This window comes from Marinospirillum alkalitolerans (assembly GCF_045055655.1).
Taxonomy (GTDB): domain Bacteria; phylum Pseudomonadota; class Gammaproteobacteria; order Pseudomonadales; family Halomonadaceae; genus Marinospirillum; species Marinospirillum alkalitolerans.
Genome location: NZ_JBANFI010000002.1, coordinates 156,575 through 181,142 on the forward strand (window position 1 = coordinate 156,575; position 24,568 = coordinate 181,142).

At 55.7% G+C, this 24,568-nt stretch carries 26 protein-coding genes; 15 read left to right on the forward strand and 11 right to left on the reverse strand.

The window, feature by feature from the left end:
• Window positions 1–240: 240 nt before the first annotated feature.
• Genes phoU through V6U78_RS03675 form a run of 5 tightly spaced genes read right to left on the reverse strand, consistent with a single transcriptional unit; the run spans window position 241 to window position 5,379 of the window.
• Window positions 241–951, reverse strand: coding sequence for a phosphate signaling complex protein PhoU (gene phoU / locus V6U78_RS03655; RefSeq protein ID WP_405337311.1), 711 nt, complete (start codon window positions 949–951; stop codon window positions 241–243).
• Window positions 952–960: 9 nt separating this feature from the next.
• Window positions 961–1,725: a phosphate ABC transporter ATP-binding protein PstB gene (gene pstB, locus V6U78_RS03660; RefSeq protein WP_452312085.1), complete on the reverse strand. Its 765-nt coding sequence runs from the start codon at window positions 1,723–1,725 to the stop codon at window positions 961–963.
• 56 nt (window positions 1,726–1,781) lie between these two features.
• Entirely contained in the window at window positions 1,782–2,765 is a 984-nt protein-coding gene (pstA, locus tag V6U78_RS03665; RefSeq protein WP_405337315.1) for a phosphate ABC transporter permease PstA, read from the reverse strand.
• A complete protein-coding gene (locus V6U78_RS03670) occupies window positions 2,765–4,444 on the reverse strand; it encodes an ABC transporter permease subunit (RefSeq protein ID WP_405337317.1) in 1,680 nt (559 codons plus the stop codon). The genes pstA and V6U78_RS03670 overlap by 1 nt, the downstream gene beginning before the upstream one ends.
• Entirely contained in the window at window positions 4,441–5,379 is a 939-nt protein-coding gene (locus V6U78_RS03675) for a substrate-binding domain-containing protein (protein ID WP_405337319.1), read from the reverse strand. Before V6U78_RS03675 ends, V6U78_RS03670 begins: the two co-directional genes overlap by 4 nt.
• A gap of 213 nt (window positions 5,380–5,592) precedes the next feature.
• On the opposite strand from V6U78_RS03675, the gene V6U78_RS03680 reads away from it, so the two are divergent.
• Entirely contained in the window at window positions 5,593–6,006 is a 414-nt protein-coding gene (locus tag V6U78_RS03680; protein WP_405337321.1) for an acyl-CoA thioesterase, read from the forward strand.
• Between the two features lie 13 nt (window positions 6,007–6,019).
• On the opposite strand, the gene V6U78_RS03685 is transcribed toward V6U78_RS03680, so the two are convergent.
• Window positions 6,020–6,994 carry a polyprenyl synthetase family protein gene (locus V6U78_RS03685; RefSeq protein WP_405337323.1) on the reverse strand — a complete coding sequence of 325 codons (975 nt, stop codon included), beginning with the start codon at window positions 6,992–6,994 and terminating at the stop codon, window positions 6,020–6,022.
• 253 nt (window positions 6,995–7,247) lie between these two features.
• Here V6U78_RS03685 and rplU point away from each other — a divergent pair, with 253 nt between their 5' ends.
• The 8 genes from rplU (at window position 7,248) to murJ (ending at window position 14,138) form a co-directional block, all read left to right on the forward strand.
• Entirely contained in the window at window positions 7,248–7,559 is a 312-nt protein-coding gene (rplU, locus tag V6U78_RS03690; RefSeq protein WP_405337325.1) for a 50S ribosomal protein L21, read from the forward strand.
• 66 nt (window positions 7,560–7,625) lie between these two features.
• Window positions 7,626–7,883: a 50S ribosomal protein L27 gene (rpmA, locus tag V6U78_RS03695; protein ID WP_405337327.1), complete on the forward strand. Its 258-nt coding sequence runs from the start codon at window positions 7,626–7,628 to the stop codon at window positions 7,881–7,883.
• 147 nt (window positions 7,884–8,030) lie between these two features.
• Window positions 8,031–9,224, forward strand: coding sequence for an Obg family GTPase CgtA (gene cgtA, locus V6U78_RS03700; protein WP_405337329.1), 1,194 nt, complete (start codon window positions 8,031–8,033; stop codon window positions 9,222–9,224).
• Window positions 9,225–9,273: 49 nt separating this feature from the next.
• Window positions 9,274–10,437 carry a glutamate 5-kinase gene (gene proB / locus V6U78_RS03705; protein WP_405337331.1) on the forward strand — a complete coding sequence of 388 codons (1,164 nt, stop codon included), beginning with the start codon at window positions 9,274–9,276 and terminating at the stop codon, window positions 10,435–10,437.
• Window positions 10,437–10,655 carry a VF530 family protein gene (locus V6U78_RS03710; protein ID WP_405337333.1) on the forward strand — a complete coding sequence of 73 codons (219 nt, stop codon included), beginning with the start codon at window positions 10,437–10,439 and terminating at the stop codon, window positions 10,653–10,655. Before proB ends, V6U78_RS03710 begins: the two co-directional genes overlap by 1 nt.
• Window positions 10,656–10,687: 32 nt before the next feature.
• Window positions 10,688–12,091, forward strand: coding sequence for a coniferyl aldehyde dehydrogenase (locus V6U78_RS03715; protein ID WP_405337335.1), 1,404 nt, complete (start codon window positions 10,688–10,690; stop codon window positions 12,089–12,091).
• Window positions 12,092–12,199: 108 nt separating this feature from the next.
• A complete protein-coding gene (rpsT, locus tag V6U78_RS03720; protein WP_405337337.1) occupies window positions 12,200–12,469 on the forward strand; it encodes a 30S ribosomal protein S20 in 270 nt (89 codons plus the stop codon).
• Between the two features lie 70 nt (window positions 12,470–12,539).
• Window positions 12,540–14,138 (forward strand): murein biosynthesis integral membrane protein MurJ, encoded by a 1,599-nt coding sequence (gene murJ / locus V6U78_RS03725; protein ID WP_405337339.1) that lies wholly within the window; start codon window positions 12,540–12,542, stop codon window positions 14,136–14,138.
• 12 nt (window positions 14,139–14,150) lie between these two features.
• On the opposite strand, the gene V6U78_RS03730 is transcribed toward murJ, so the two are convergent.
• From V6U78_RS03730 to V6U78_RS03745, 4 genes are read right to left on the reverse strand one after another with little or no spacing between them, the layout of a single operon-like run.
• Window positions 14,151–14,672 carry a pilus assembly FimT family protein gene (locus V6U78_RS03730; protein WP_405337341.1) on the reverse strand — a complete coding sequence of 174 codons (522 nt, stop codon included), beginning with the start codon at window positions 14,670–14,672 and terminating at the stop codon, window positions 14,151–14,153.
• On the reverse strand, window positions 14,669–15,121 hold the full coding sequence (locus tag V6U78_RS03735) for a hypothetical protein (RefSeq protein ID WP_405337343.1): 453 nt from the start codon (window positions 15,119–15,121) through the stop codon (window positions 14,669–14,671). Before V6U78_RS03735 ends, V6U78_RS03730 begins: the two co-directional genes overlap by 4 nt.
• A 7-nt stretch (window positions 15,122–15,128) precedes the next feature.
• A complete protein-coding gene (locus V6U78_RS03740; protein WP_405337345.1) occupies window positions 15,129–15,827 on the reverse strand; it encodes a hypothetical protein in 699 nt (232 codons plus the stop codon).
• A 2-nt stretch (window positions 15,828–15,829) separates the two neighbouring features.
• A complete protein-coding gene (locus tag V6U78_RS03745; protein ID WP_405337347.1) occupies window positions 15,830–16,246 on the reverse strand; it encodes a hypothetical protein in 417 nt (138 codons plus the stop codon).
• Window positions 16,247–16,527: 281 nt separating this feature from the next.
• Between V6U78_RS03745 and ribF the strand changes: the two genes are divergently transcribed.
• The 6 genes from ribF to ispH are packed head-to-tail and all read left to right on the forward strand — an operon-like array spanning window position 16,528 to window position 23,049.
• Window positions 16,528–17,559: a bifunctional riboflavin kinase/FAD synthetase gene (gene ribF, locus V6U78_RS03750; protein ID WP_405337348.1), complete on the forward strand. Its 1,032-nt coding sequence runs from the start codon at window positions 16,528–16,530 to the stop codon at window positions 17,557–17,559.
• Between the two features lie 18 nt (window positions 17,560–17,577).
• Window positions 17,578–20,421, forward strand: a complete 2,844-nt coding sequence (gene ileS, locus V6U78_RS03755) for an isoleucine--tRNA ligase (RefSeq protein WP_405337350.1) — start codon at window positions 17,578–17,580, stop codon at window positions 20,419–20,421.
• On the forward strand, window positions 20,414–20,926 hold the full coding sequence (lspA, locus tag V6U78_RS03760) for a signal peptidase II (RefSeq protein WP_405337352.1): 513 nt from the start codon (window positions 20,414–20,416) through the stop codon (window positions 20,924–20,926). Before ileS ends, lspA begins: the two co-directional genes overlap by 8 nt.
• A gap of 13 nt (window positions 20,927–20,939) precedes the next feature.
• Complete coding sequence (locus V6U78_RS03765) at window positions 20,940–21,551, forward strand: NlpC/P60 family protein (RefSeq protein WP_405337354.1); 612 nt, start codon at window positions 20,940–20,942, stop codon at window positions 21,549–21,551.
• A gap of 37 nt (window positions 21,552–21,588) precedes the next feature.
• The gene (gene fkpB, locus V6U78_RS03770) at window positions 21,589–22,050 is read left to right on the forward strand and encodes an FKBP-type peptidyl-prolyl cis-trans isomerase (protein WP_405337356.1); all 462 of its coding nucleotides are present in this window, start codon (window positions 21,589–21,591) and stop codon (window positions 22,048–22,050) included.
• Window positions 22,051–22,080: 30 nt separating this feature from the next.
• Complete coding sequence (gene ispH, locus V6U78_RS03775; RefSeq protein ID WP_405337358.1) at window positions 22,081–23,049, forward strand: 4-hydroxy-3-methylbut-2-enyl diphosphate reductase; 969 nt, start codon at window positions 22,081–22,083, stop codon at window positions 23,047–23,049.
• Window positions 23,050–23,164: 115 nt separating this feature from the next.
• Here the strand turns inward: ispH and serA are convergent, their stop codons facing one another.
• Window positions 23,165–24,394 (reverse strand): phosphoglycerate dehydrogenase, encoded by a 1,230-nt coding sequence (serA, locus tag V6U78_RS03780; protein WP_405338006.1) that lies wholly within the window; start codon window positions 24,392–24,394, stop codon window positions 23,165–23,167.
• Between the last annotated feature and the right edge of the window lie 174 nt (window positions 24,395–24,568).

A 24,568-nucleotide genomic window follows, 5' to 3' on the forward strand; every position in this document is an offset into this window, starting at 1 on the left:
GTTAAGATCACGACTTAAGATTCAGATGCAGTGTGCAGCGTGAAGATGTCAGCTCTATTTCACCAAGATGACACTTTGATGACGCAGCCGCGCCCCTAGGGAACCTCTGATCAACGTCACGAGCACAGGTCAGGCAAGGCGAAATTGATCGAAAAAGCGGAGTTTACACGGAGTAAATGAGCATTTTGAGACCCAATTTCAACGCAGTATGACCAAGCGCAGTAGTTAATCAGAGGCTTCCTAGCTTGCAGGCGTTGGCCGATAGCGCACATCCTGCCCTTCGACCAGATAAATGAGCATTTCGGCCAGATTGCTGGCGTGATCACCCAAGCGCTCCAAGGAACGCAGCACCCACATCATCTCCATCATTTTGGAAAGCTGTGTGGGCTGTTCTTGCATTTGCTTTAACCATTCCTGGCACAGGCGACGATAGAGCTGATCCACCTGATCATCGGCAGCGATCACCTCACGCGCGCGCCCGACATCAAAACGCGCAAAGGCATTCAACACCTTGTTGAGCATCTGACGAACCTGCTGCCCGAGCTGTTCAAGATCCCCCTCCAAGGCGGCGTCCATCGACAAGGCAGCTTCTGTCAAGCTGAGCGCCGAGCGCGCGATCTTGCTCGCCTCATCGCCCATGCGTTCTAAATCGGCCGTGGCGCGAATCACGGCCAGCACCAGGCGCAGATCCGAGGCCGCAGGCTGACGTCGCGCCAGCACTTGCGTACACAGCTCATCCAGTTGCAGCTGAAGCTGATTCACCTGCTTATCCTGTTTTCTGACCTGCTGCGCTAGTCCGCTATCGGCCTGCAGGAGTGCCTGCATCGCATGCTGCATCTGCTGCTCAACCAGCCCACCCATCTCAAGCAGCTGACTGCGGATTAATTCAAGCTCTTGATGAAACTGCCGTGAAATATGCACATTCATTACTGTATTTTTTTTATTGATCATGCGTGCACCCTAGCCATAACGGCCCGTAATATAATCCTCCGTCTCCTGTTGACGGGGATTGGTAAAAATCTGATTGGTATCATCGTATTCGATCAGACACCCCTGATCTAAAAAAGCCGTCCGATCGGCAACCCGAGCGGCCTGTTGCATGTTGTGTGTCACGATCACCAGGGTGTAGTCGGCCTTGAGCTGATGAATCAATTCTTCAATTTTGAAAGTCGAGAGCGGATCAAGCGAGGAGGCTGGCTCATCCATCAGCAGCACTTGCGGGCGCACCGCCAAGGCACGCGCAATCACCAGTCGCTGTTGTTGTCCACCTGAGAGTTCGAGCGCTGAACGATCCAGTCTGTCTTTCACCTCATCCCATAAGGCTGCGGCCTGTAAGGCCCATTCCACCACTTCATCCAGTAAGCGCTTTTTTTGGATTCCCTGAACACGCAAGCCAAAAACAACATTTTCATAAATGCTTTTGGGAAAGGGATGAGGCTTTTGAAACACCATTCCAACCCGCCGCCGAAGTTCGGCCACATCCACCTGCGCGCTATAGATGGCCTGTCCATCCAGCTCGATCTCGCCCTGATGATGACTGGATTCAACCAGCTCATTCATCCGATTCAGCGCGCGCAACAAGGAGGTTTTGCCGCAGCCGGATGGCCCAATCAGCGCCGTCACCTGCTGGCGCGGAATCTCCATGCTAATCTGTTGCAACGCAGGTGTGGTGCCGTAAAAGAGGCTGAAGTCACGAATATTAAAGCTGGCACTTGGCGATTTGATGACAGGCTCAGGCTGGCGTTTGCGTTGCGTAAATAAAGACAGCACTCTTTGCTCCCTTAAGAATCAAGTAGGCGATACTTCTCGCGTAGGCGTCGTCTCAGGCCCAGCGCCAGTAGGTTCAATAATAAAATCACGCCCACCAGCAGCAGCGCAGTGGCATACACCAGGTTGATCTGATCAGCAGGCGCTTCGCTATATAAATCAAAAACATGATAGCCAAGATGCATAAACTGGCGATCAAAGTGGATATAGGGGGCCTCGCCATCAATCGGAAGATCAGGGGCCAGCTTGACCACACCCAGCAGCATCAAAGGTGCGACCTCGCCCGCGGCGCGCGCCATCGCCAGAATCAGCCCAGTCATCATGGCGGGGCTTGCCATAGGCAAGACCAAATGCCACAGGGTTTCCATCTGATTACTACCCAGCGCCAGCGCACTTTCACGCACTTGTCGAGGAATCCGCGCCAACCCTTCTTCTGTCGCGACTATCACCACGGGTAGCGTCAGCAGCGCCAGTGTCAAGGCCGCCCAGAGCAGGTTTGGACTGCCCAGTGTCGGTGTGGGCAGTTGATCGGCAAAAAACCAGCGATCCAGCTGCCCCCCCATCCCATAGATAAAAAATCCCAAACCAAAGACACCATAGACAATCGAAGGCACGCCAGCCAGATTCCGCACCGCTATCCGAATCAGCTGCGTCAATGCATTATTGGGCGCGTATTCATGCAGATAAACAGCCGCGAGGATGCCCATCGGGGCCACCAGCAAGGCCATCATCAACACCAGCACCACAGTACCAAACAAGGCCGGAAACACCCCGCCCTGATCCATTGGGCTGCTGATAAACAGCCAGACCTGCTCAATAAAGAGCCGCAGGGCCTCGATCCAACTGGCGCTGTCCTGCGGCCAGAAGTGGGCCAAACCCAGACGGCTTAAGAGCAGCAACAAAGCCGCGAACAGCAGCAGACAGCTGACAACAGCAGCGGCATTCAGCAGAATCCAGAGCTGGCCGTGGGTCCAGCTGGGCAGGCGCAGAGGCAGCATTATCCGTGTCCCTCCAGCTGTTGCTGACGTCGCCGCCAGCCCTGACGTATCCACTCTGCCAACGTATTCGCGACCAGCGTCAGTACAAAAAGTACCAATGCGGATAAAAAGAGCACGCGATAATGGGTGCTCTGGACACCGGCTTCTTGGATCTCAATCGCCATATTGGCCGCCAGACTGCGCAAGCCTTCGAGTAGATTGGCCCCCATCAGCGGGGTATTGCCTGAGGCCATCAACAGAATCATCGTTTCTCCAACAGCACGCCCCAACGCCAGCATCACCGCCGCCACAATGCCGGGCGCCGCAAGGGGAAGCAAAACACGCCAGATGGTTTGCCAAGGCGTGGCCCCCAGTGCCATCGCCGCTTGCGTCATCCGGCTGGGTACGGCGGACAAGGCCTCTTCGACCAAGGCATAGAGACTGGGAATCAGCGCAAAACCCATGGCCATGCCCACCACCAGTGCATTCAATTGATAAATGGCCCAGTCTTGCTCAACCTCCAGCCAATAGACAAGACTGCCACCAAACCATCGCTGCTCCAGCCCATCGGCCAGCAACCAGGTCAGCACGCCACTACTGAGGAGCAAGCCCAGCGCATAGGCCATCCACAGGCCGCCACCGCGCTGCTGCCAACCCCAGCGTGGCAACAGGCTTGCACCAAGCAGCAGCACCAAAGCCAGGATCACCATCAGCAGCATCAGACTAAATAGCTGTTGTTCCAGCCAGGGGGCCAGCAACAGTGCGGCAATCAAACCGAGAATCACCGTCGGTACGGCCTCCATCATCTCCAAACAAGCTTTCACCCGTCTCTGCCAAGGACGCGGCAGGAAGTAGGCGGTATAGAGTGCGGCTCCCAGTGCCAGCGGCAAGGCCAGCAATAAGGCGGCCAAGGCGGCCTTTAAGGTACCGAAGGTGAGAGGCGCAAGGCTGAACTTGGGCTCACTGACCAGACTGCTGGGTGAGGCCTGCCACAAACGCAGCGGCTCAGTGTAGTGTTCATAAGCCACTGGTGCCCACAGGCTAGGCCAGCTGACCTCTGGATGGGGATTATGTATCTGCCAGATCTGACGCTGAGTGGCGCTTTCCAATACCAACTGGCTGCCTTCATTCGACCAATAGGCCGTTCGGACTTGATCCAAGCCTGTTTCCACCTGCGCCAAAGGCGTCGCCCGCGTGCTATAAAACAGGCTCAACTGCCCCTGCTGATCGAGACTGGCAAAAACGCGGCGCTGAGGCTCACTCCCTAGCCATACGGCCGGCGCATCCAGCTGCCAATGGCGCAGGGGCGGCCCATGACTGGCAATCAACCGATGTTCAAGACGCCCATCGGGCAAGGCCACGATCTGGCTTTGCCCCCCAGCCAAGCCTTGCGCTGGGGGCAAATCAACCTGAGCACTTGACGGCGCATCAGGCTGCTCAGAGGCGATCGAGGCTGTTTCCACTGGCTGCACGGCGAGCTGCTCCAGCTGCACACCCCCCATCAGCGGCACCACCACATACACCAGATAAAAGAAGATCGCTGAAATCGCCAGCAATACACCCAGACCACCCGCACTGACCAATGCACGCCAGCCACGATCCAGCCAAAACCGACGTTGCAACGCAGCGGGATGGCGACGCTGCACCAGTGCTTGATCCAGACGCGTCAAGGTAGCGCGATGCAGGCGTAACCGGCTCATGGTGTCGCCAACCTTGCGCGTAGCTGCGCCAGCTGAGGCGCTTTTAAGGGCAGATAACCTGCCTCCAGCAGCAGAGCTTGTCCCTGATCTGAAAGCACAAATTCAAGAAACGCCGCTTCGCGAGATGGCAGCGGCTGACCGGGCACCTGATGGAGATAAAAATAGAGGTAGCGCACAAAGCGCCCTGTTTCTAAAGGCACTTCGCGCACGCCTGCAGGCACTTGTGTGGCGCTGGCATAACCCAGACCGCTAGCATCCTGTTCTAATGCGCGCAGAATGGCAGCCGAGCTGGGTAGCTCTTGTACTTGCGTGCGAAAATCACCGCCACACAAGGCGTGCTGTTTAAAGAAGCTCTGACTGCCAGAAGCCGAATTACGGCCATAAAGACGGACACGCTGCGCCGCCAACGGCCCTTCTACGCCCAAATCGCGCCAACGCAGCGCGGCTGAGCGCCCACCGCACAGACCGACCGCAGAAAAAAGCGCATCCAGCTGCAAACGACTCAGCGACGCCAGCGGATTATCCTGATGCACAAAAACCGCGAGCTCATCCTGCGCCACCATCCATGCCGTTGGTGGATAACCATGGCGCTGCACAAAGGCATCGATTTCATCCGCGCGCATTAAACGCGACATGGCCCCAAGCTGCGCGGTGCTTTCGATCAAGGCGGCGGGGGTGGTGGCCGAGCCCGCCGCCTGCACCTGCACCTGCAAATCTGGATAACGCTGATGAAAGGCTTCGGCCCAGAGCACCATCGGCTGCGCCAGACTCGCCGAACCCACTAAGCGCAGATGACCACCTAAAGCACGCTCCTCAGCTAAGGCGACCTGAGCGCTAAGCACCCCAGCAGACAACAGCAGCCAACCCAACAGGGTAGCAATGCGCCTGAGTGGCCCTCGCGAGTGTCGAAAGTGGCTGGGGGGTTGGGAATGCACTAAGGTGGTTCTCTTTTGTTGATTTAGGGCCTTGCAGCCAGCATAAAAAGCTTTTTATTTTAAATAAGAAAGATGAAATTAAGATGACAAGACTGACATAAGTTGCCCGCCGCTTCGAGCAGAAAAAAGACTTGCTTTCTCTTTACTGCACACTAAGCTAGCCCCATCGCACTTGCGAAATCAGCAGCCAATAAAGATAAGAGACTGACAGCAATGAATGCACTGGATGATTTGGAAGACAACCCCGGCCCCGAAGGTCAGCTGACATTAAAAGTCGTTGCCCACCCCCAGGCCACCAACCTGCATGGTGATATTGCCGCGAGCTGGGTCATCACGCAGATGGAGCAGGCCGTTGAGCTGGTCGCCGCCCGCCTTGCCAAAGGCCGCGCTGCCACGGTTGCCGTGACCGGCATGGATTTTCTCTGCCCAGTCCGCACCGGCAGTCTCGTGCAAATCCATACTCAGCTATTGGAAACCGGCACCAGCTCGATGCGCTTTCAAGTCGAGGTCTGGATTCTGCCACCCAATGAAAAAGACCCCAATAGCCTTTATAAGGTCACTGAGGCCCATTTTGTGCTGGTGGCACTGGACGAACTCGGACGGATTCGCAGCCTACCCCAGCATTGATGCGCCAGCTGGGTTAACTCTTGCGCCCCAAGGCCATCTCAGCCAAAGCTGAAAGCGCATCACGATAAGGACTGGCTGGCAAGGCCAACAAGCTTTGCTGCGCCTGAGCGGAACAGATCGCGGCCTGCTCGCGGGTGTACTCCAAAGCCCCCGTACGACGCACGATGTCCAGCACGGCATCGAGCTGCTCCAATCCGCCTTGGCGGATCGCCTGACGAATCAGCAGGGCTTCTTCTTCGCTTCCCTGCTGCATCGCATAGATCAGCGGCAGCGTGGGCTTACCTTCGGCCAGATCATCGCCGACATTCTTACCCATCACCTCAGCCTCGCCCTCATAATCGAGCAGATCATCAATCAACTGAAACGCCAAACCCAGCTGAGCGCCATATTCACGCAAGGCCGCTTCCTGCTCGGGAGTCGCGCCAGCTACCACGGCCGCCGCCTGCGTCGCCCCTTCAAACAGCTTCGCGGTCTTGGCGTAGATCACCTCACGATACTGGGCTTCACTGATTTTGGGATTGCGCACATTGGTGAGCTGCATCACCTCACCCTCGGCCAGCACACAGGTCACCTTAGAAAGGATCTCCATCACCCGCATTGAGCCCACGCGCACCATCATTTCAAAGGAGCGCGAATAGAGAAAATCGCCCACTAAAACGCAGGATTGATTGCTCCACTGGGTATTGGCGGTGGGCTTGCCACGGCGCAAACTGGATTCATCCACCACATCATCATGCAAGAGCGTGGAGGTGTGCATAAATTCAATTAAGGCGGCCAGCAGAAGATGCTCAGGATCACGATAGCCGAGCGCACGCCCCGCCAACAGCACCAGTAAGGGTCGCAGCCGCTTACCACCACTATCGATGATGTGATGAGCAATCTTCTCAACCAGAGGGACCTGAGAGCGACATTCGGCGAGAATCAACTGATCGACTGCGGCAAACTCTTGCGCAACGACAGCATGAATAGGTGAGACACGAGCAGGCATCTTGGCTTTCCTGGGCAGGGGGTCACAGAGAGAATCGAAGGCATCCTAGCAGTCAGGGCAGGGGTGTCAAGATCTCTAGCCCGCACCGTCCATTGAGATGGGCAATCCACTTGCGTTCGGTGTCAAGATCACCTAAAATCACGCGTCCTTTTATCTGGCGCTCCCTGCACGAGGGTTACCAAAGAGTCTCCCTTCACACCAGGTATCAGAAGCATCCCTTTATCCAGATAAAATCCTGCAAGCGGAGAGTAAAATGTACGCAGTCATTAAAAGCGGTGGTAAGCAGTATCGCGTTAAAGAAGGTCAAACCCTGAAGCTGGAAAAAATCGAAGTCGCCACTGGTGAAAGCATTCAGTTTGACGAAGTGCTGCTGGTTTCTGACGGCGAGAACATCAAGGTTGGCGCCCCTGTTGTCGCTGGCGCAAAAGTAACCGCAGAAGTGGTTGATCACGGCCGTGGTGATAAGGTTCGCATCATCAAGTTCCGTCGTCGTAAGCACCACATGAAGCGTCAAGGCCACCGTCAGTGGTACACTGAAGTCAAAATCACAGGCATTGCTGGTTAATCCACAGGCTTGGATGCGTTTCAGTCTTAACTTATTTTGATTCACCAAATTCTGAGGTAGAGAATCATGGCACATAAAAAAGCCGGTGGTAGTACGCGTAACGGACGCGATTCAGAAAGCAAACGCCTTGGCGTTAAACTCTTTGGCGGTCAAGCTGTTCAGGGCGGTAACATTATCGTTCGTCAGCGCGGCACCAAGTTCCACGCTGGTACCAACGTTGGCATCGGCAAGGATCACACTCTTTTTGCTAAAGCAGAAGGCGTGGTCAAGTTTGAAGTCAAAGGCCCTAAGAACCGTCGCTTCGTGAGCGTGGTTCCTGCCTGATTCCAATCTTGATTGGAATGGCTTTATGGCAGCAATATAAAGCTCTGCCATCAATAAAAAGGCTCTGCCATGCGGTAGGGCCTTTTTGCATGACAGAGCAAGTTAACATGGAGCCGAGCCTCGCTACGTCTCCAAAGGTGGTCTGAAATGCAATTTGTAGACGAAGCAAGAATTACCGTCGTCGCAGGCAAGGGCGGCAATGGCTGTATGAGCTTTCGCCGTGAGAAGTATGTCCCCAAGGGCGGACCCGATGGCGGTGATGGCGGCCATGGCGGCAGTGTTTATCTGGTCGGTGACGACAGCCTGAATACCCTGATCGATTTCCGCTTCCAAAAGCGCTATCAGGCGCAAAGCGGTGAGGCAGGCCGTGGCAGCCAGTGCTCGGGCAAGGCTGGCGAAGATCTCTTTATCAAAGTCCCGGTTGGCACCGCCATCGTGGATGAAGAAACCCTCGAAGTCATCGGCGATATCACCGAAGTAGGCCAGCAACTGCTCGTCGCCCAAGGGGGACAACGCGGTCTCGGCAACATCCACTTCAAATCCTCAACCAACCGTGCGCCACGTCAAACCACCAAAGGCACACCCGGTGAGGAGCGCCAGCTGCATCTTGAATTGAAGGTGATGGCAGATGTGGGCCTGCTTGGTATGCCGAATGCGGGTAAATCGACACTGATTCGCTCTGTCTCCGCAGCCAAACCCAAGGTGGCTAACTATCCCTTTACCACCCTGGTGCCGAACCTCGGCGTGGTCAAGGTGGGCACCCATCAGCACTTTGTGATGGCTGACATCCCCGGCTTGATCGAAGGGGCCTCCGAGGGCACAGGGCTGGGCTTTAAGTTCCTGCGCCACCTGACGCGCTGCCGCCTGCTGCTGCATGTGGTCGATATCGCTCCAGTTGATGAAAGTGATCCTGTCGAGACAGTGCGCATTATTGAAAAAGAGCTGTCTGCCTACAGCCAAACACTGGCTGAACGGCCACGCTGGCTGGTGCTGAACAAGCTCGATATGCTTGGCGATGAAGCGACTGAACGCTGCCAGCAGATCCGCGCAGGTCTGAACTGGAGCGGCCCTGTCTTTGAAATCTCGGCCATCAGCCACCAAGGCACAGAACGCTTAAGCCAAGCCATCATGCAATGGCTCCTTGAGCAGCGCGCGGCAGAAGCGGCCAACCCAGAAGCCGCTGAAGCAGAACAAGCCCGTCGCGAGCGGATGGAAGCCGAAGCTGTCGCCCGCGTTGAAGCCTGGCTGAACCGCCGTCATAAGCGTAAAGCCAAGGAAGATGAAGACGATGATGACTTCAACGACGATGATTACGATGTTGAAGTGGAATACGTGCAATAACTGATACTCACTTGAATTGTGCTCAACCCTGATTGGATGGAAGACCACCATGGCTGCTCCCTGCTCTGCTGCTGATATCCCTCACTCACTCCAGACGGAACGTCCTCGACTCAGTGCGAGCCGCCGCGTGGTGATCAAAATCGGGAGCGCCCTGCTCACCAATGACGGGCAGGGTTTAGACCTGCTCGCCATTCAAGGCTGGGTTGATCAGCTGGTCGCGCTGAAAAACCAAGGTGTCGAGCTGATTCTGGTGACTTCAGGCTCAGTTGCTGAGGGCATGGTGCGCCTTGGCTGGTCTGAACGCCCCAAGAGCATTCACCAGCTTCAGGCGGCGGCCGCCGTTGGTCAGATGGGATTAGTGCAAGCCTGGGAAAGCGCCTTTAAGCAGCACGGCATCCACAGCGCCCAGATTCTGCTCACCCACGATGACCTGTCAAACCGCAAGCGCTACCTGAATGCCCGCAGCGCACTGCAAACACTGCTTGATCTGGGCGTCGTGCCGATCATCAATGAAAACGACACCGTAGTCACAGATGAAATTCGCTTTGGCGATAACGACACCCTCGGCGCACTGGTCGCTAATCTACTGGAAGCCGACACCCTTGTCCTGCTCACCGACCAGCCTGGCCTGTTCAGTGCTGATCCACGCAAGGACCCACATGCTGAACTGATTCAACAAGGTCGAGCGCATGATCCGGCTCTTTTGGCTGTCGCCGGTGATGGCGGCGCGCTGGGACGAGGCGGCATGTTCACCAAGGTACGCGCCGCAGGCTTGGCTGCCCGCTCAGGAGCGCGAACCGTGATTCTGGGCGGTCGCACTGAGCTGGCTTTGCGCCGCCTGTTTGCCGATGAACCACTCGGCACACTGCTACTGCCTGATGAAGAACCCATCACCGCGCGTAAGCGCTGGCTGGCGGGTCATCTTCAAGAAAAGGGCACACTGGTTCTGGATGCCGGTGCAGTGCGCGCCTTGCAAAAAGAAGGCAAGAGCCTGCTGCCTGTTGGCGTGCGCGAAGTACGCGGCCGCTTTTTGCGCGGCGAACTGGTGGTTTGTACCAATGAACAAGGCCAACCCTTAGCAAAAGGTCTGGTGAACTACTCAGCCGAAGAAGCCCGCCTGCTGGCCGGCCAATCCAGCCAGCAAATTGAAGAGCTGCTCGGCTATATTGAGGCTCCAGAGCTGATTCACCGCGATAACCTGGTGGTGATCTGATGAGCCAACCGAACAATCCTCTGCACGGCATCACGCTGGAGCAGATGTTGATCCAGCTTGAGCAGCATTATGGCTGGACAGGGCTGGCCGCTCGCATCAATATCCATTGCTTCCAAAACCAGCCTTCGATTGCCTCCAGCCTGAAGTTTCTACGCCGGACACCCTGGGCACGCGCGAAGGTTGAAGCCCTATACCTTGACTATCTTCGCTCAACTTAATCTTAGCTGGGCGATGATGAGGAGACCTGCTGATGCTCGACCCTGCTCCCCTCGCCCAATCTCTGCATCAACTGCGCACGGCTTACCAGGCACAAACCTATCCTGATCTCGCCACACGCCGCGATCGACTCCAGCGTCTCGAACGCGCCCTCAAGCGCCATGCCCAACCCTTGATCGACGCCTTGAACAGGGATTTTGGACAGCGCGCGCGCCATGAATCTCTTCTTGCCGATCTACTCCCGCTGCTGAGTGAAATCCGCTTTGTGCAACGCCGTCTCAAGGGCTGGATGCGCCCCCAAAAACGCCAGGTCCACTGGATGCACCAACCCGCGACGGCACGCGTGATCTACCAGCCCTTGGGCGTAGTTGGGGTGATGGTCCCCTGGAACTATCCCGTGCAACTGGCGATCTCGCCCTTGATTTCGATTTTGGCGGCGGGGAATCGCGCTTTTCTGAAGCTATCAGAATGGACACCCGCCACCAACCAAGCTCTGATCACCTGCCTAAGAGAAGCTTTCAGCGCAGATGAAGTGGCCATCGCCCTAGGTGAAGCTGAAATCAGCGCAGCCTTTGCCGCCCTGCCCTTTGATCATCTGATGTTCACCGGCTCTAGCGCTGTCGGCAAGAAGATTCAACGCGCCGCAGCCGAGCAGCTTGTCCCGGTCACGCTTGAACTGGGCGGCAAGTCTCCGGCCCTGCTGGATCAGGATATTCCCCTGCCGCGCGCGCTCGATCCGCTGCTTTTTGGCAAAACATTCAATGCCGGCCAAACCTGTATCGCCCCCGATTACCTGCTCTGCCCTGAGACGCGCCTAGAAGAAGTGCTCACCTACTTGAAAGCGCGCTTCACGGCCCTTTACCCCCATCTTCTTGATAATCCACATTACACCGCGCTGATCAATTCAGCCCAGCAGCAGCGCCTCAACCAGCTGGCCGCCACCTCCGGTGCCGAGCGCATCCTTGAGCTAAATCCGGCTCAAGAAGACTTCAGCCACAGCCAGAAACTCCCCCTGACGCTGCTCGTCAACCCAGCGGCTGACAGCCGCGTGATGACCGAGGAAATCTTTGGCCCTCTCCTGCCGATTCTGACCTACACCCACTGGGAAGAGGCGCTGGATCAAATTCGCCAGCGCCCCAGACCACTGACCCTCTACTATTTTGGCCGTGACCAGCAGCACCAGCGCCAGCTGGAATATCAAGTACATTCAGGGAGCCTTGCGATCAATGCCACGCTTGTGCAGGTTGCGCAACCCGATCTGCCCTTTGGTGGCATCGGCGCTTCAGGAATGGGGTGTTATCACGGCCGCGAAGGTTTTATGACCTTCTCTCATCCGCGCGCGGTGTTTCAGCGGCGTGGCTGGGATGTCACTCGCCTCCTTGATGCTCAGTACAGAAGGCGCTGGCTTCCTTGGCTAGAAAGCTGGTTTCTGCGTTAAAGGCATGCTAAATTATGCCACCCTCAATACTTCAGTTTTGAGACTCGCGGGGTCAGAGTTTACGAATTCTCCCCTTTTACGATCTTTGTACAACTCCAAGGAGTTATCGTGGCCAACATCAAATCAGCCAAAAAACGCGCCCTTCAATCTGAAAAGCGTCGTCTGCACAATGCCAGCATGCGTTCTATGGTGCGTACCAGCATTAAAAAAGTCTTCAAAACGATTAAAACTGGCGACTGGGAAGCTTCAATGAAAGACTTCCAAGCTGCACAAAAAGTGATTGACCGTATTGCAGATAAAGGCGTATTCACCAAGAACTGGGCTGCTCGCACTAAGAGCCGTCTGAATGCGCGCGTTAAGGCACTCAAAGCTGCCTAAGCTTTGTATTGTCTGATCGTTAAAAACCGGCTTCTGGCCGGTTTTTCTTCTTTTGGACGAGGAAGTCCGCATGAGCACGCCCACACCCCCTGAACCTGACTCCACATCTTCATCGCCAGCGGCTCCAGCGATCAAACAACGCAGCCTGCTTGGTTCTGGCCTGATCGTCAGCGCGATGACGATGATTTCACGCGTTTTGGGCTTAATTCGAGACGTGGTCATGGCCACCCTGCTTGGTGCAGGCGGTGCGGCCGATGCCTTCTTTGTGGCCTTCAAAATTCCCAACTTTTTGCGCCGCCTTTTTGCTGAAGGAGCGTTTAATCAGGCCTTTATTCCAGTTTTAGCCGAGTATGCCCAGCAAAAAACCAAGGCCGAAATCCAGCGTTTGATCAATGCCGTCGCGGGGTGTCTTGGGCTGGCCTTGGTCGGCATCACCAGTCTGGCGCTGCTGGCAGCCCCTTTGCTGGTCTGGCTCTTTGCACCGGGTTTTGCGCAAGACCCCATCAAGCAAGCGCTCACCGTTGATCTACTGCGGATTACCTTTCCCTATTTACTGTTGATCTCACTGACCGCCTTTGCCGGGAGCATCCTCAATACTTGGGGACGCTTTGCGATTCCGGCGATCACGCCCGTACTGCTCAATCTGAGCTTGATCGGTTCAGCCCTTTTTTTGACGCCACTGGTTGGCGAGGCAGCAGAGGCATTGGCCTGGGGTGTGCTGATCGCAGGGATGATCCAGCTGGCTTTTCAACTGCCCTTTCTGGCGCAGCTGGGATTATTGCCTTGGCCGCGCCCCCAATGGCGTCATGAAGGCGTACAGCGCATCCTGCGCCTGATGGCACCCGCGCTCTTTGGTGTCTCGGTCAGTCAGATTAATCTGCTGCTCGATACCCTCTTGGCCTCTTTTTTGACCGATGGCAGCGTAGGCTGGCTCTACTATGCTGATCGTCTGGTGGAGCTGCCGTTGGGCGTTTTTGGCATCGCCATTGCGACAGTGATTCTGCCAAGCCTATCGCGCCAGCATGCCAGTGCCGATCGGGAGCAGTTTAGTCGCTTACTCGATTGGGCCGTGCGCATGGTGCTGCTGATCGGCCTTCCCGCTGCGCTGGCGTTGGTTTATCTGGCCGAGCCTTTGCTGATCAGCCTGTTTCAATATGGTGCGATGACAGCTGAAGACACGGCGCAATCCGCTCGCGCTTTACAGGCTTATGCGCTGGGCCTGCTGGCCTTTATGCTGATCAAGGTTCTGGCACCTGGCTATTTTGCGCGCCAAAACACCCGTACGCCGGTACGGATTGGCATTAAGGCGATGATCGCCAATATGCTGTTCAACCTGATCCTGATCTACCCCTTGGCCCATGTAGGCCTTGCGCTCGCGACAGCGGCTTCGGCCTTTTTGAATGCGGGCTGGCTCGCGGCTGGACTACGCAAAGAGGGCGTACTGCGATGGTCACGCGGCTGGGGGCGCTATGCGCTGCAGCTCGGTGCTGCGCTGGGCGTGCTGGCTTTGGTGCTCTATTTCGCAACACCAGCAACCTCAGTCTGGCTAGAATGGAGTCTCTGGGAGCGTTTGGGTCGACTGGCTTGGTTGATTCCGCTAGGTGGACTGAGCTATGCCATCACGCTGCTGCTGCTGGGCATCCGTCCACGCCATCTGCGTCCAGCCTAGAAGAACACTCGCTCAAGTCGCAGGGCACAGCGCGATCAATGAAGCTGCCGGTGCGGGTTCACGCCGAATGCGGCCCACCACCGACAGGGTCAATCCTTGAGGCGCTTGGTAGCGAAAGCCAGTGCAGGGCAAGAGGCTGCCACCCACACCCCGTTGCGGTAAAGGACGCACTAACAGCGGGGATGACACAGCCAGTGGCACGCCCATCCCATCAATAAAAGAAAACGGCTGGTCTTGTGCATCGAGCACCAGTAAGCCACCAGAGACGGCCAGCGAGGTGCAGTGCAGTCCATCATCACTGGCACAGATCCGCAAGCTCTGCTGCCGCAATCCTGCCTGTTGCCGCACGCCTTGCAACACCAGCTGCAAACGATCAAGCTCCAACTTTTGCAACTGGCGTTCTCTGAGTGCACTGATCTGCGGCATGGCCCAGCCAAGTAGCACAGCCATCACAGCCAGCACCAGCAAGATCTCAAGCAGATTGATGCCTTGCATCTGCGACCGACAACCAGACCATAAGACGCCTCGGCTCATAGACACGCTCCTTGTGCATTCGCCGCGCAAGAACGGACCTCAAGACGCTGCCAACCCTGCAGAGGTGTTTTGCGCCATCTGGCCTGCCATGCCACAAAGCTGCCATCAAGATGCAGGTGCAGTTGATAAATCTGCGCCTCGACCTCTTGCCAGCCCAAGCAGCCCTCTCGTTGTATTGCAGTAAAACGGCTGATCTGCTGCAGACGCACCGCACAGGCCGCATCAGTCATCAGCAGAGCATCCAGATAATCGGCTTGTTCGGCCGCTAAATCCTCCGTTATCGCTTGCAATAACAGGCGTGCCTCATGCCGCCTTTCTGCTTGCTGCTGCTGTTGGTGCTGAACAGCCAGATAATGCCCCCACTGCTGGGCACTGGCCAAAAGGATCCATACCATCAGCGTAAAAAACAGCAGAATGGGCAACAGCACATAGCCGAGCAAGGATGCCAAGGTCCTCCTATCTCGCCCAAGCATGAGAGTAGACTCCCTGATAAAGCTGACGTAAGCGCCCATCTTGCGGAGCATGCCAGGTTTCCCCCCAGAGCGACCAGCTTGCACTCTGCACTCCAGGCAAGGGCTGCGCACTGACCAGCACAAAAGCATAGTGCACAGCCAGGATCTGATCTTGCTCTGTCAGCTGATCTGGGCGCTGCCAACCTGCCGCCTCACTCCAGAGGCGCACACGCCATAGTTCAACATCGGGAATCAGCGTTTGTGAACCTATCCACTGTCCGGTGGCATTGGTGCGATTATGCGCCAGCCCAGCACCATAACTTTTATGATCCAGATGCCACAGACTGAGCTGCTGCTGGGCATCACGCCATAAGAGCCAGTCTGAATCCTGCTGCTGCATAAAAGACAAGGCAGGTGAAGATTGGATAGATTCAGCGCGCTGCTGCTGCCGTGGATAGGCCGCTCTGGCCGCGCCGACCTCCACGAGGTGAGCCTGACGCGACCAATCCTCTTCGACAGCCTGGATGAGCAAGTGCGCACGCCGTTCTAGATCCAGCCAAGCCGTTTGCCGTGCATGACTTTGCAGCAACGCACTCAATAACTGCGCCGCAGCCAACAGCAGCAGGCTCGCGAGCAGGCCCGAGACCAGTAGCTCCATCAGACTCCAGCCTTGTGCTGAAGATCGACTCAGATCACCCACCATAGCTAGAACCTCAGCCAGATTCTTTGTGGTGGATGAGAGGAGGCACGCCACTCTAACTCCAGCTGATAGGCCTGTTGCTGCTGATGCAAATGCAGCTCGAGTGGTGGCAACTGGGTACACAGCTCGCACCACAACGCCAATCTCTCCGTTGCTTGAGTACAGTGGCAGGCGGCTAAATCCGTCAGATGTGCAGCGAGGATCTCAGGTTCTAGCGGCACCGCCTGCCAGACCTGTTGAATCTGGTGCAGACGCTGCTGCTGAGCAAGACCGGCCAACGTCTGCTGACTCTGCGCGATCAGCAGGGCCATCAGGCTGACCAACAGCAAAGAGACCAGCGATTCCAGAAGAGAAAAGCCACACAAGAGAGTGATGCGGTATTGTGCCTGATCGCCAGGCGTGGGGGAGTGAGTTGTAGGCATCCTGCCAACCTCCGACTGCAGACCATCCTTGATCACCCTGAAGCCGCCATCAGCCCGCTGCCCGCAGGGTTGCCGATGATGGAGGCCTTCCTTCTGGCTTGTGACCTGACTCAACCCGTATGGCATCCATCACTGAGATTCAGCCTAGCTGCTTTTTGCAACAAGGCAAGCCTGTTACCCTCGCTGGGTCTTCTATATAATCCTTGCTTTGTTCTCACCTTTCTTCTATCTGCGTGCCTTGTTGTTTTTGGCCGCAGATAAAGTACAAACACCAGGCCAGCATGGAACTTATTCGCGGAATCCATAACCTACGCTCGCAGCATCAAGGCTGTGTCGCGACGATCGGCAATTTTGATGGCGTCCATCTTGGGCATCAGGCTATCTTGCAGCAGGTCAGAGAGCAGGCTAAACGCTTGCAGCTGCCTGCGACAGTCATGGTGTTTGAGCCTCAGCCACGCGAATTCTTTGGTGGTGATCAAGCCCCTGCGCGCCTGCATCGTTTTCGTGAAAAGCTCGAAGCCTTGGCCGCAAGCGGCATCGAACGCGTGGTGTGCTTGCAGTTCAACAAGAGTTTACGCCAGCTGACGGCTCAGGCTTTTGTCGAGCAGGTTCTGCATCAAGGTCTGGGTGTGCGCCATCTGGTTGTCGGTGATGACTTTCGTTTTGGCTGTGATCGTGCTGGCGATTTTCATCTGTTACAGCGGCTGGGGGCGCAGCTCGGCTTTGCTGTTGAGCACACCCACACCTTTTTGATGGATGATGAACGCGTCTCCAGCACTCGCATTCGCACCACGCTGGCCAGCGGCAATTTGGCCGGTGCCGCACGTTTACTGGGACGCCCCTATCGGATTACCAGTCGCGTGGTGCATGGGCGTAAACTCGGCCGAACGCTTGGCGTGCCCACGGCGAACCTGCTCCTTGGAACACGTAAACCTGCTTTAAATGGTGTGTTCACTGTGCTCGCCCGCCTTGCAGATGGGCGTTTCTGGCCCGGCGTAGCCAATATTGGCCTGCGCCCGACAGTGGATGGTATTCTGCCTGCTTTAGAAGTCCATCTGCATGGTTTTGATGGTGATCTCTATTCGCAGCCGCTGGAGGTCACTTTTTTAGCCAAGCTGCGTAATGAAATGAAGTTCAACGGCCTGGATGAATTAAAGCGGCAGATCAAGCAGGATATCGCCACTTCGATTCAGTTTCATCAGCAGAGACAGCCTGCCTGGTCTGCTGGTCTTGCCTGGCCAGATCCACAACAGCCGCCCTTGCTGGCCACCGCGCCCTTTACTTTTGGGCAGACTTCTCCTTTGACAGACTAACTTTGATGACGAGCCACCATGACTGAGAAAAAGACGGACCAATACAAAGCATCGCTCAATCTCCCAGAAACCGACTTTCCAATGCGCGGCAATCTGCCCAGCCGTGAGCCAGAGCGCCTCAAAAAATGGGCTGAGATGGATCTCTATGGCCAGCTGCGTCAAGCCGGCCAAGGACGCCCACGCTTTGTGCTCCACGATGGCCCTCCCTATGCCAATGGCAGCATTCATATCGGTCACGCGGTCAACAAGATCATCAAGGACTTTATTATCAAATCCAAAACTCTGGCTGGGTTTGATGCTCCCTATATTCCCGGCTGGGATTGCCACGGTCTGCCGATTGAGCACAAGGTAGAAACAGAACTCGGGCGCGCGGGCACCAAGGTACCCTATCGTGAGTTTCGTCAAGCCTGCCGTGACTATGCTGCCCGTCAGGTCGAAGGCCAAAAGCAGGACTTTATCCGCCTGGGTGTGCTCGGTGACTGGGATCGCCCTTATTTAACGATGGATTTTGATACCGAGGCCCATATCGTGCGGGCACTGGGCAAGATCATCAACAACGGGCATCTGGTCAAAGGCTATAAGCCTGTTTACTGGAGCGTGGTGGGGCAATCCGCACTGGCCGAGGCTGAAGTCGAGTATCAAGACAAAACCTCAACGGCACTGGATGTCCGTTTTAGCGCCGTGGACCAAGCCGCCGTCGCACAAGCCTTTGGCGTGAGCGCCTCTCTGCCCGCCTCGATTGTGATCTGGACCACCACCCCTTGGACGCTGCCCGCTAACCAGGCGGTGTCACTGCACGCCGATCTCGACTATGCGCTGGTCGAAACCGATCTAGGCCAAGGCCCAGAGCGTTTGATTCTGGCCGCTGCCATGGTGGAAGACGTCTTCACCCGCTGGGCGCAGGGCGGCACACCTGCCAGCCACCAAGTCATCGCACAATGCAAGGGCGCGGCTCTGGAGCAGATGCAGCTCCAACACCCCTTCTATGATCGCCAAGTCCCAGTGATTCTTGGTGAGCATGTCACCACCGATGCGGGTACTGGCGCCGTCCATACCGCACCCGATCATGGTATGGAAGACTTTGTCGTCGGCCAGCAGTATGGCATCGGCACACTGAACCTGGTGCAGGCTGATGGCACCTATACCTCAGCCGCAGGTGAGTTTGCCGGTGTGCATGTGTATAAAGCCGATGAACCTGTCTGCGCCGCTCTGGAGCAAGCGGGTAAGCTGGTATGCCGTGAGAGCTTCCGTCATAGCTTCCCCCACTGCTGGCGCACCAAAACACCGCTGATCTATCGTGCCACGCCCCAGTGGTTTATTTCGATGGAGGCTCAAGGGCTGCTCAGCCAAGCAAAAGAAGCCGTGAAGGGCGTCAGCTGGTTCCCCAACTGGGGCCAGAACCGCATGGAATCCATGCTGAACGCCTCACCAGACTGGTGTGTTTCACGTCAGAGAACCTGGGGTGTGCCGATTACTCTCTTCACCCATAAGGAAACCGGCGAGCTCCACCCGCGTACGCAAGAATTGCTCGAACAGGTCGCGCAGCGTATTGAACAAGAAGGCATGGATGTGTGGTTTGAACTCGAGCCCAGCGAACTGCTCGGTGCCGAAGCAGACCAGTATGATAAGGTCACCGATACGCTGGATGTTTGGTTTGATTCCGGTGTCACTCATGAAGCCGTCCTGCGTCAACGCAAAGAGCTGCACTTCCCAGCAGACCTCTACTTAGAAGGCTCAGATCAACATCGCGGCTGGTTCCAGTCTTCACTCAAAACCTCGATCGCCATCAACGGCTGCGCACCCTATAAGCAGGTGCTGACGCACGGCTTTACGGTGGACGAGAAGGGCTACAAGATGTCCAAGTCGCTCGGCAATGTCATCGCGCCGCAGCAGGTCACGGATAAGCTGGGGGCAGATATTCTGCGCCTGTGGGTGGCTTCCACTGACTACTCAGCAGAAATGGCGGTATCAGAGCAGATACTCCAGCGTAGTGCCGATGCCTATCGCCGCATTCGTAATACCAGCCGCTTCCTGCTCTCGAACCTGACTGGCTTTGATCCTGCACGCGATTTGTTACCCGCTGAAGAACTGCTCGAGCTGGACCGCTGGGCAGTGGATGCCGCATGGCGCTTACAGGAATCGATCCAAAAGGCCTATCAAGAATATCGCTTCCTTGAGGTTTACCAGCAGGTACTCCACTTCTGCGTACGCGAACTCGGTGGCTTCTATCTGGATATCATCAAGGATCGCCAGTACACCACGCAAACCAACTCAAAAGCGCGTCGCTCCTGCCAGACAGCCCTGTATCATATTGCTGAAGCCTTGATGCGCTGGATCGCGCCGATTCTGAGCTTTACAGCAGAAGAGATCAACGAAGCCCTGCCAGGTGAGCGGCCTGCTTCAGTGTTCTTGACGAGCTGGTACGAAGGCCTGTTCACCCTGCCTGAAAGCGCGCAGTTCAATCGCCGTTTCTGGGAAGAGCTGATTCAAGTAAAGGATGCAGTCAACAAGTGCCTCGAAGATGCGCGTAATGAAAAGCTGATCAAGGGCTCCTTGGCTGCTTCGGTCACTCTCTATGCTGAACCTGAATTGCTCAGCCAGCTCCAGCAGCTGGGCGAAGAGCTGCGCTTTGTCCTGCTGACCTCTGAAGTCAGCCTGGCGCCTTTTAGCGCCGCCGAGTCCGCCCGTGCAACCGAGCGTGCTGATCTGCAAGTAACAGTGAGCCCTGCGGCACATGCGAAGTGTGTGCGCTGCTGGCACCAACGCCCAGATGTTGGCCAGCACGCAGATCACCCAGAACTCTGCGGCCGCTGTGTCAGCAACCTGCCCGATGGCCCAGGCGAGCAACGTGCCTATGCCTAAGTTGAGTCGTGCAGACTGGCGTTTTCCCCATGCCCAGCGTCGCTGGCTGGGGTTCGCCTTGGCGTTGCTGCTGCTGGATCTGATCACCAAGGCTTGGGTCAGCGAGACTTTGGTCTATGGTGAGCGCAATCCTATCCTGCCCGTGCTGGATTTGATCCTGCTGCATAATCCCGGCGCAGCCTTTAGCTTTCTGGCAGGCGCAGGTGGTTGGCAGCGCTGGTTTTTTATCGCGATTGGCGCCATCGCCGTCGCAGTGATCTGGGTGTGGATGAATCGCTTACCCAGCAAGGACCAGCTCAGTGCAGCAGGCTTATCACTGATTCTGGGTGGCGCGCTGGGCAATGTCATCGACCGAGTTGTGCATGGTTATGTGGTGGACTTCCTCGCATTTCATTGGAACTTCACCTACTTTCCGGCGTTCAATATTGCCGATGTCGGTATTACGCTCGGCGCCATCGCCTTAATCTGGCGCAGCGTCTTTCCCTATCCTGAGAGCCATGGTTAATCCGAGAAGCGCTATGTCCTTATCTCGCTTGAGTCGTCGTCAATTTCATCGTGTTGCTCTGCTGGGGCTAGCCGGACTGGCCCTGACCGCCTGCGATTTAGAAACAGGGGATGATCTGGGTTCTGCCGATGGCTATTGCCTGACGCACTTAACGCAACATGAGCGCGACCAAATGCTGTTGGATGTCGCGCGGATGGCCGCGATCAATGCACCCTACCTGCGCGATGGCGACACACCCGCTGGCTTTGATTGTTCAGGGCTCATTCAGTGGGCTTATCGAGAACAGGGCTTTGGGCGTTTTATTCGCTATGGACGCTTGGTACGCCAGATTAGCGCCCATGATCTCTACCATCAGAACTCTTTTCCGCTCGTCCATCATGCAGCCACACTGCCGAAGGGCTTGCAACGCGGTGATTTTATCTTCTTTGATGAAAATGGTGATGGGCGTATCAGCCACAATGCTGTTTTTGATCAGCAAGACAAAGATGGGCGCATCTGGGTTTATGATGCATCCCCTATTACTGGCAAGGTAATGCACCGCGCCATTGATCGTTTCTGGGATAAAAACCCCTCCTTTGCTCAAGCTGCACGCACCACACCCGCCTCGTGGCTCTGTGGGCGTTAATCTTCTGACTGCGACCTATTTTACTGAGGATGCCTGAATGACTCATACAACCATTACGCCTTCCAGCCAGGTGAAGCTGCATTTTTCCTTGAGCCTTGAGGACGGGCAGCTGGTGGATTCCAATTTTGATCAGGCCCCTGCTGAGCTGATCATTGGCGATGGCAATCTCCCCGAAGGTTTTGAAAGCCTGCTGCTGGGTCTCAATGAAGGCGATGAGCAGTCTTTTACTGTGCCACCGGAAAAAGCCTTTGGTCAACATAACCCCAGCAATATTCAGCTCTTGGCCCGCAAGGACTTTGCCGATGCAGACCAGCTCGAAGTCGGCATGGTTTTTGGCTTTACCGACAAGGCCGGTGGCGAACTCCCTGGTGTGATTGCTGAACTGGATGAACAGCAGGTTCGCGTCGACTTTAACCATCCGCTGGCAGGACGCACGCTGACCTTTAAAGTCAAAATTCTGACGGTGCAGCCTGCAGAGACTCAGGCCAATCCTGGCTAAAAAGCTATCCTGTTGAAAAAAGAGGTGGTGATGCAAATTCAACTCGCCAATCCACGCGGTTTTTGTGCCGGTGTCGATCGCGCTATCGAGATCGTCAATCGCGCGCTGGATGTGTTTGGCTCTCCTGTTTATGTGCGTCATGAAGTCGTGCATAACCGCTTTGTGGTGGAAAGCCTGAAAGAGCGCGGCGCACTTTTTGTGCAGGAACTGGATGAAGTACCCGATGATTCGATCGTCATCTTCTCGGCACACGGGGTTTCGCATGCCGTAGAACAGGAAGCCGCACGGCGTGGCCTCAAGGTCTTTGATGCCACCTGTCCATTGGTGACGAAGGTGCATCTCGAAGTCCTGCGCTATGCGCGTCAAGGGCAAGAATGTGTGTTGATCGGTCATGCTGGCCACCCTGAAGTCGAAGGCACCATGGGACGCTATGACACCAGTCTGGGCGGCCAGATTTATCTGGTTGAAAGTGAGGCTGATGTCGCAAAGTTGCAAGTCAGCAACCCAGAACATCTGGCCTATGTTACCCAAACCACCTTATCGATGGATGATACCGCCAAGGTGATTGATGCCTTGCGCCAGCATTTTCCAGCGATTCAGGGGCCGCGCAAGGATGATATCTGCTATGCCACACAAAACCGGCAGGATGCCGTCAAAACCCTGGCCACCAATGCGGAAGTGGTGCTGGTGGTTGGTAGCCCCAATAGCTCCAACTCGAATCGCTTACGTGAGCTTGCAGAGCGGATGGGGGCCAAGGCCTATTTGATTGATGGTGCGGCGGACCTGCAAAAAGACTGGTTTGATGGCTGTACACGCATCGGGATGACAGCGGGGGCCTCAGCACCTGAAGTGCTAGTGAAGGAAGTGATTGCCCAGCTGGGCGAGTGGGGTGCCTTGCCTCCAGAAGAGTTGGCGGGCCGTGCTGAAAATGTGACTTTCTCGATGCCTAAAGAGTTGCGTCTGGTGGCGGTGGAAGACGAGACCCCTTCCAAATCATGATCTTGAAGAGCCCTATTCCCCAAGAGCAATAAAAAAGGGAGGTGGATCACGCCACCCCCCCTTATTCTTCAACTCAGACTCTTCAACGCCGGTTCACCAACGCGCGACGAGCGTATTAGAAGAGCACACGGCTACGAATCGTGCCTTTGACCTGCTTCAAGGCTTCTAAAGCCTGCTGGCTGTAAGCCACATCGACATCGACCACCACATAGCCCACCTTTTCATTGGTTTGCAGATACTGGCTAGAGATATTGATATTGCTTTCAGAAAGCACACGGTTAATTTCTGACAGCACACCAGGAATATTTTCATGGATATGCAGCAAGCGGTGTTTACCTGGATGCGAAGGTAAGGCCACCTCAGGGAAGTTCACTGCAAAGGTCGTCGTGCCATTGTCACTGTAGCGCACCAGCTTCTCAGAAACTTCTTTGCCGATATTGGCCTGGGCTTCTAGAGTCGAGCCGCCGATATGGGGCGTCAGTATCACGTTCTGCAAGCCGCGCAGTGGGCTGACAAACTCATCATCATTACCGCGTGGCTCAACGGGGAACACATCGATGGCAGCACCCGCTAGATGGCCTGATTTAAGCACATCTGCCAGATCCTCAATCACCACGACACTACCGCGTGAGGCATTAATCAGGTGCGCACCTGGTTTCATTTTCTTCAGTTCATCAGCTGCAATCATCCACTTGGTGGAATCCAACTCAGGAACATGCAAGCTCACGATATCCGATTGCGCCAACAACTCATCCAGCGTATCTAGCTGGCGAGCGTTGCCTAAAGGCAGCTTGGTGACCACATCATAATAAAGCACTTCTAAGCCTAAGCTTTCAGCCAGAACCGAGAGCTGAGAGCCGATATTTCCATAGCCGATGATGCCCAGTTTTTTACCACGTAGCTCGTAGCTGCCTTCAGCCGATTTGATCCAGCCGCCTTCATGGCAGGCTGCACTCTTATGCGGAATGCCACGCATCAGCATAATCATCTCACCCAGCACCAGTTCAGCTACAGAACGGGTATTAGAGTAAGGCGCGTTAAAGACAGGAATACCACGCACCAGTGCCGAATAAAGCTCAACCTGATTGGTACCGATGCAGAAACAGCCCACTGCGACCAGTTTTTTCGCCGCTTCAAAGACTTCTTCCGTTAACTGGGTCCGCGAGCGAATACCAATAAAATGGGCATCCTCTACCGCCTTCAGCAGATCGGCCTCAGGCAGGGATTTAGGATGATATTCGATATTGGTGTAGCCATTGGCTTTAAAGTTATCGACTGCCGTCTGGTGTACACCTTCCAGCAGCAGAATCTTGATCTTGCTTTTATCTAAAGATGTTTTAGACAGAGCGGTACTGGTATTAGACATGGAGGGTTCCGTGTATAAAAGGAATGAAAGAACAGGAAAATGACGCTGCTGGGGAAGCCAGCCAAGAAAGCCTTATGGTAACATAAAGGCCACAAGAAACAGCCTGGAGTCAGATGAAATTGATTCCGCATGAAGCTGATCTTTTTTCATACC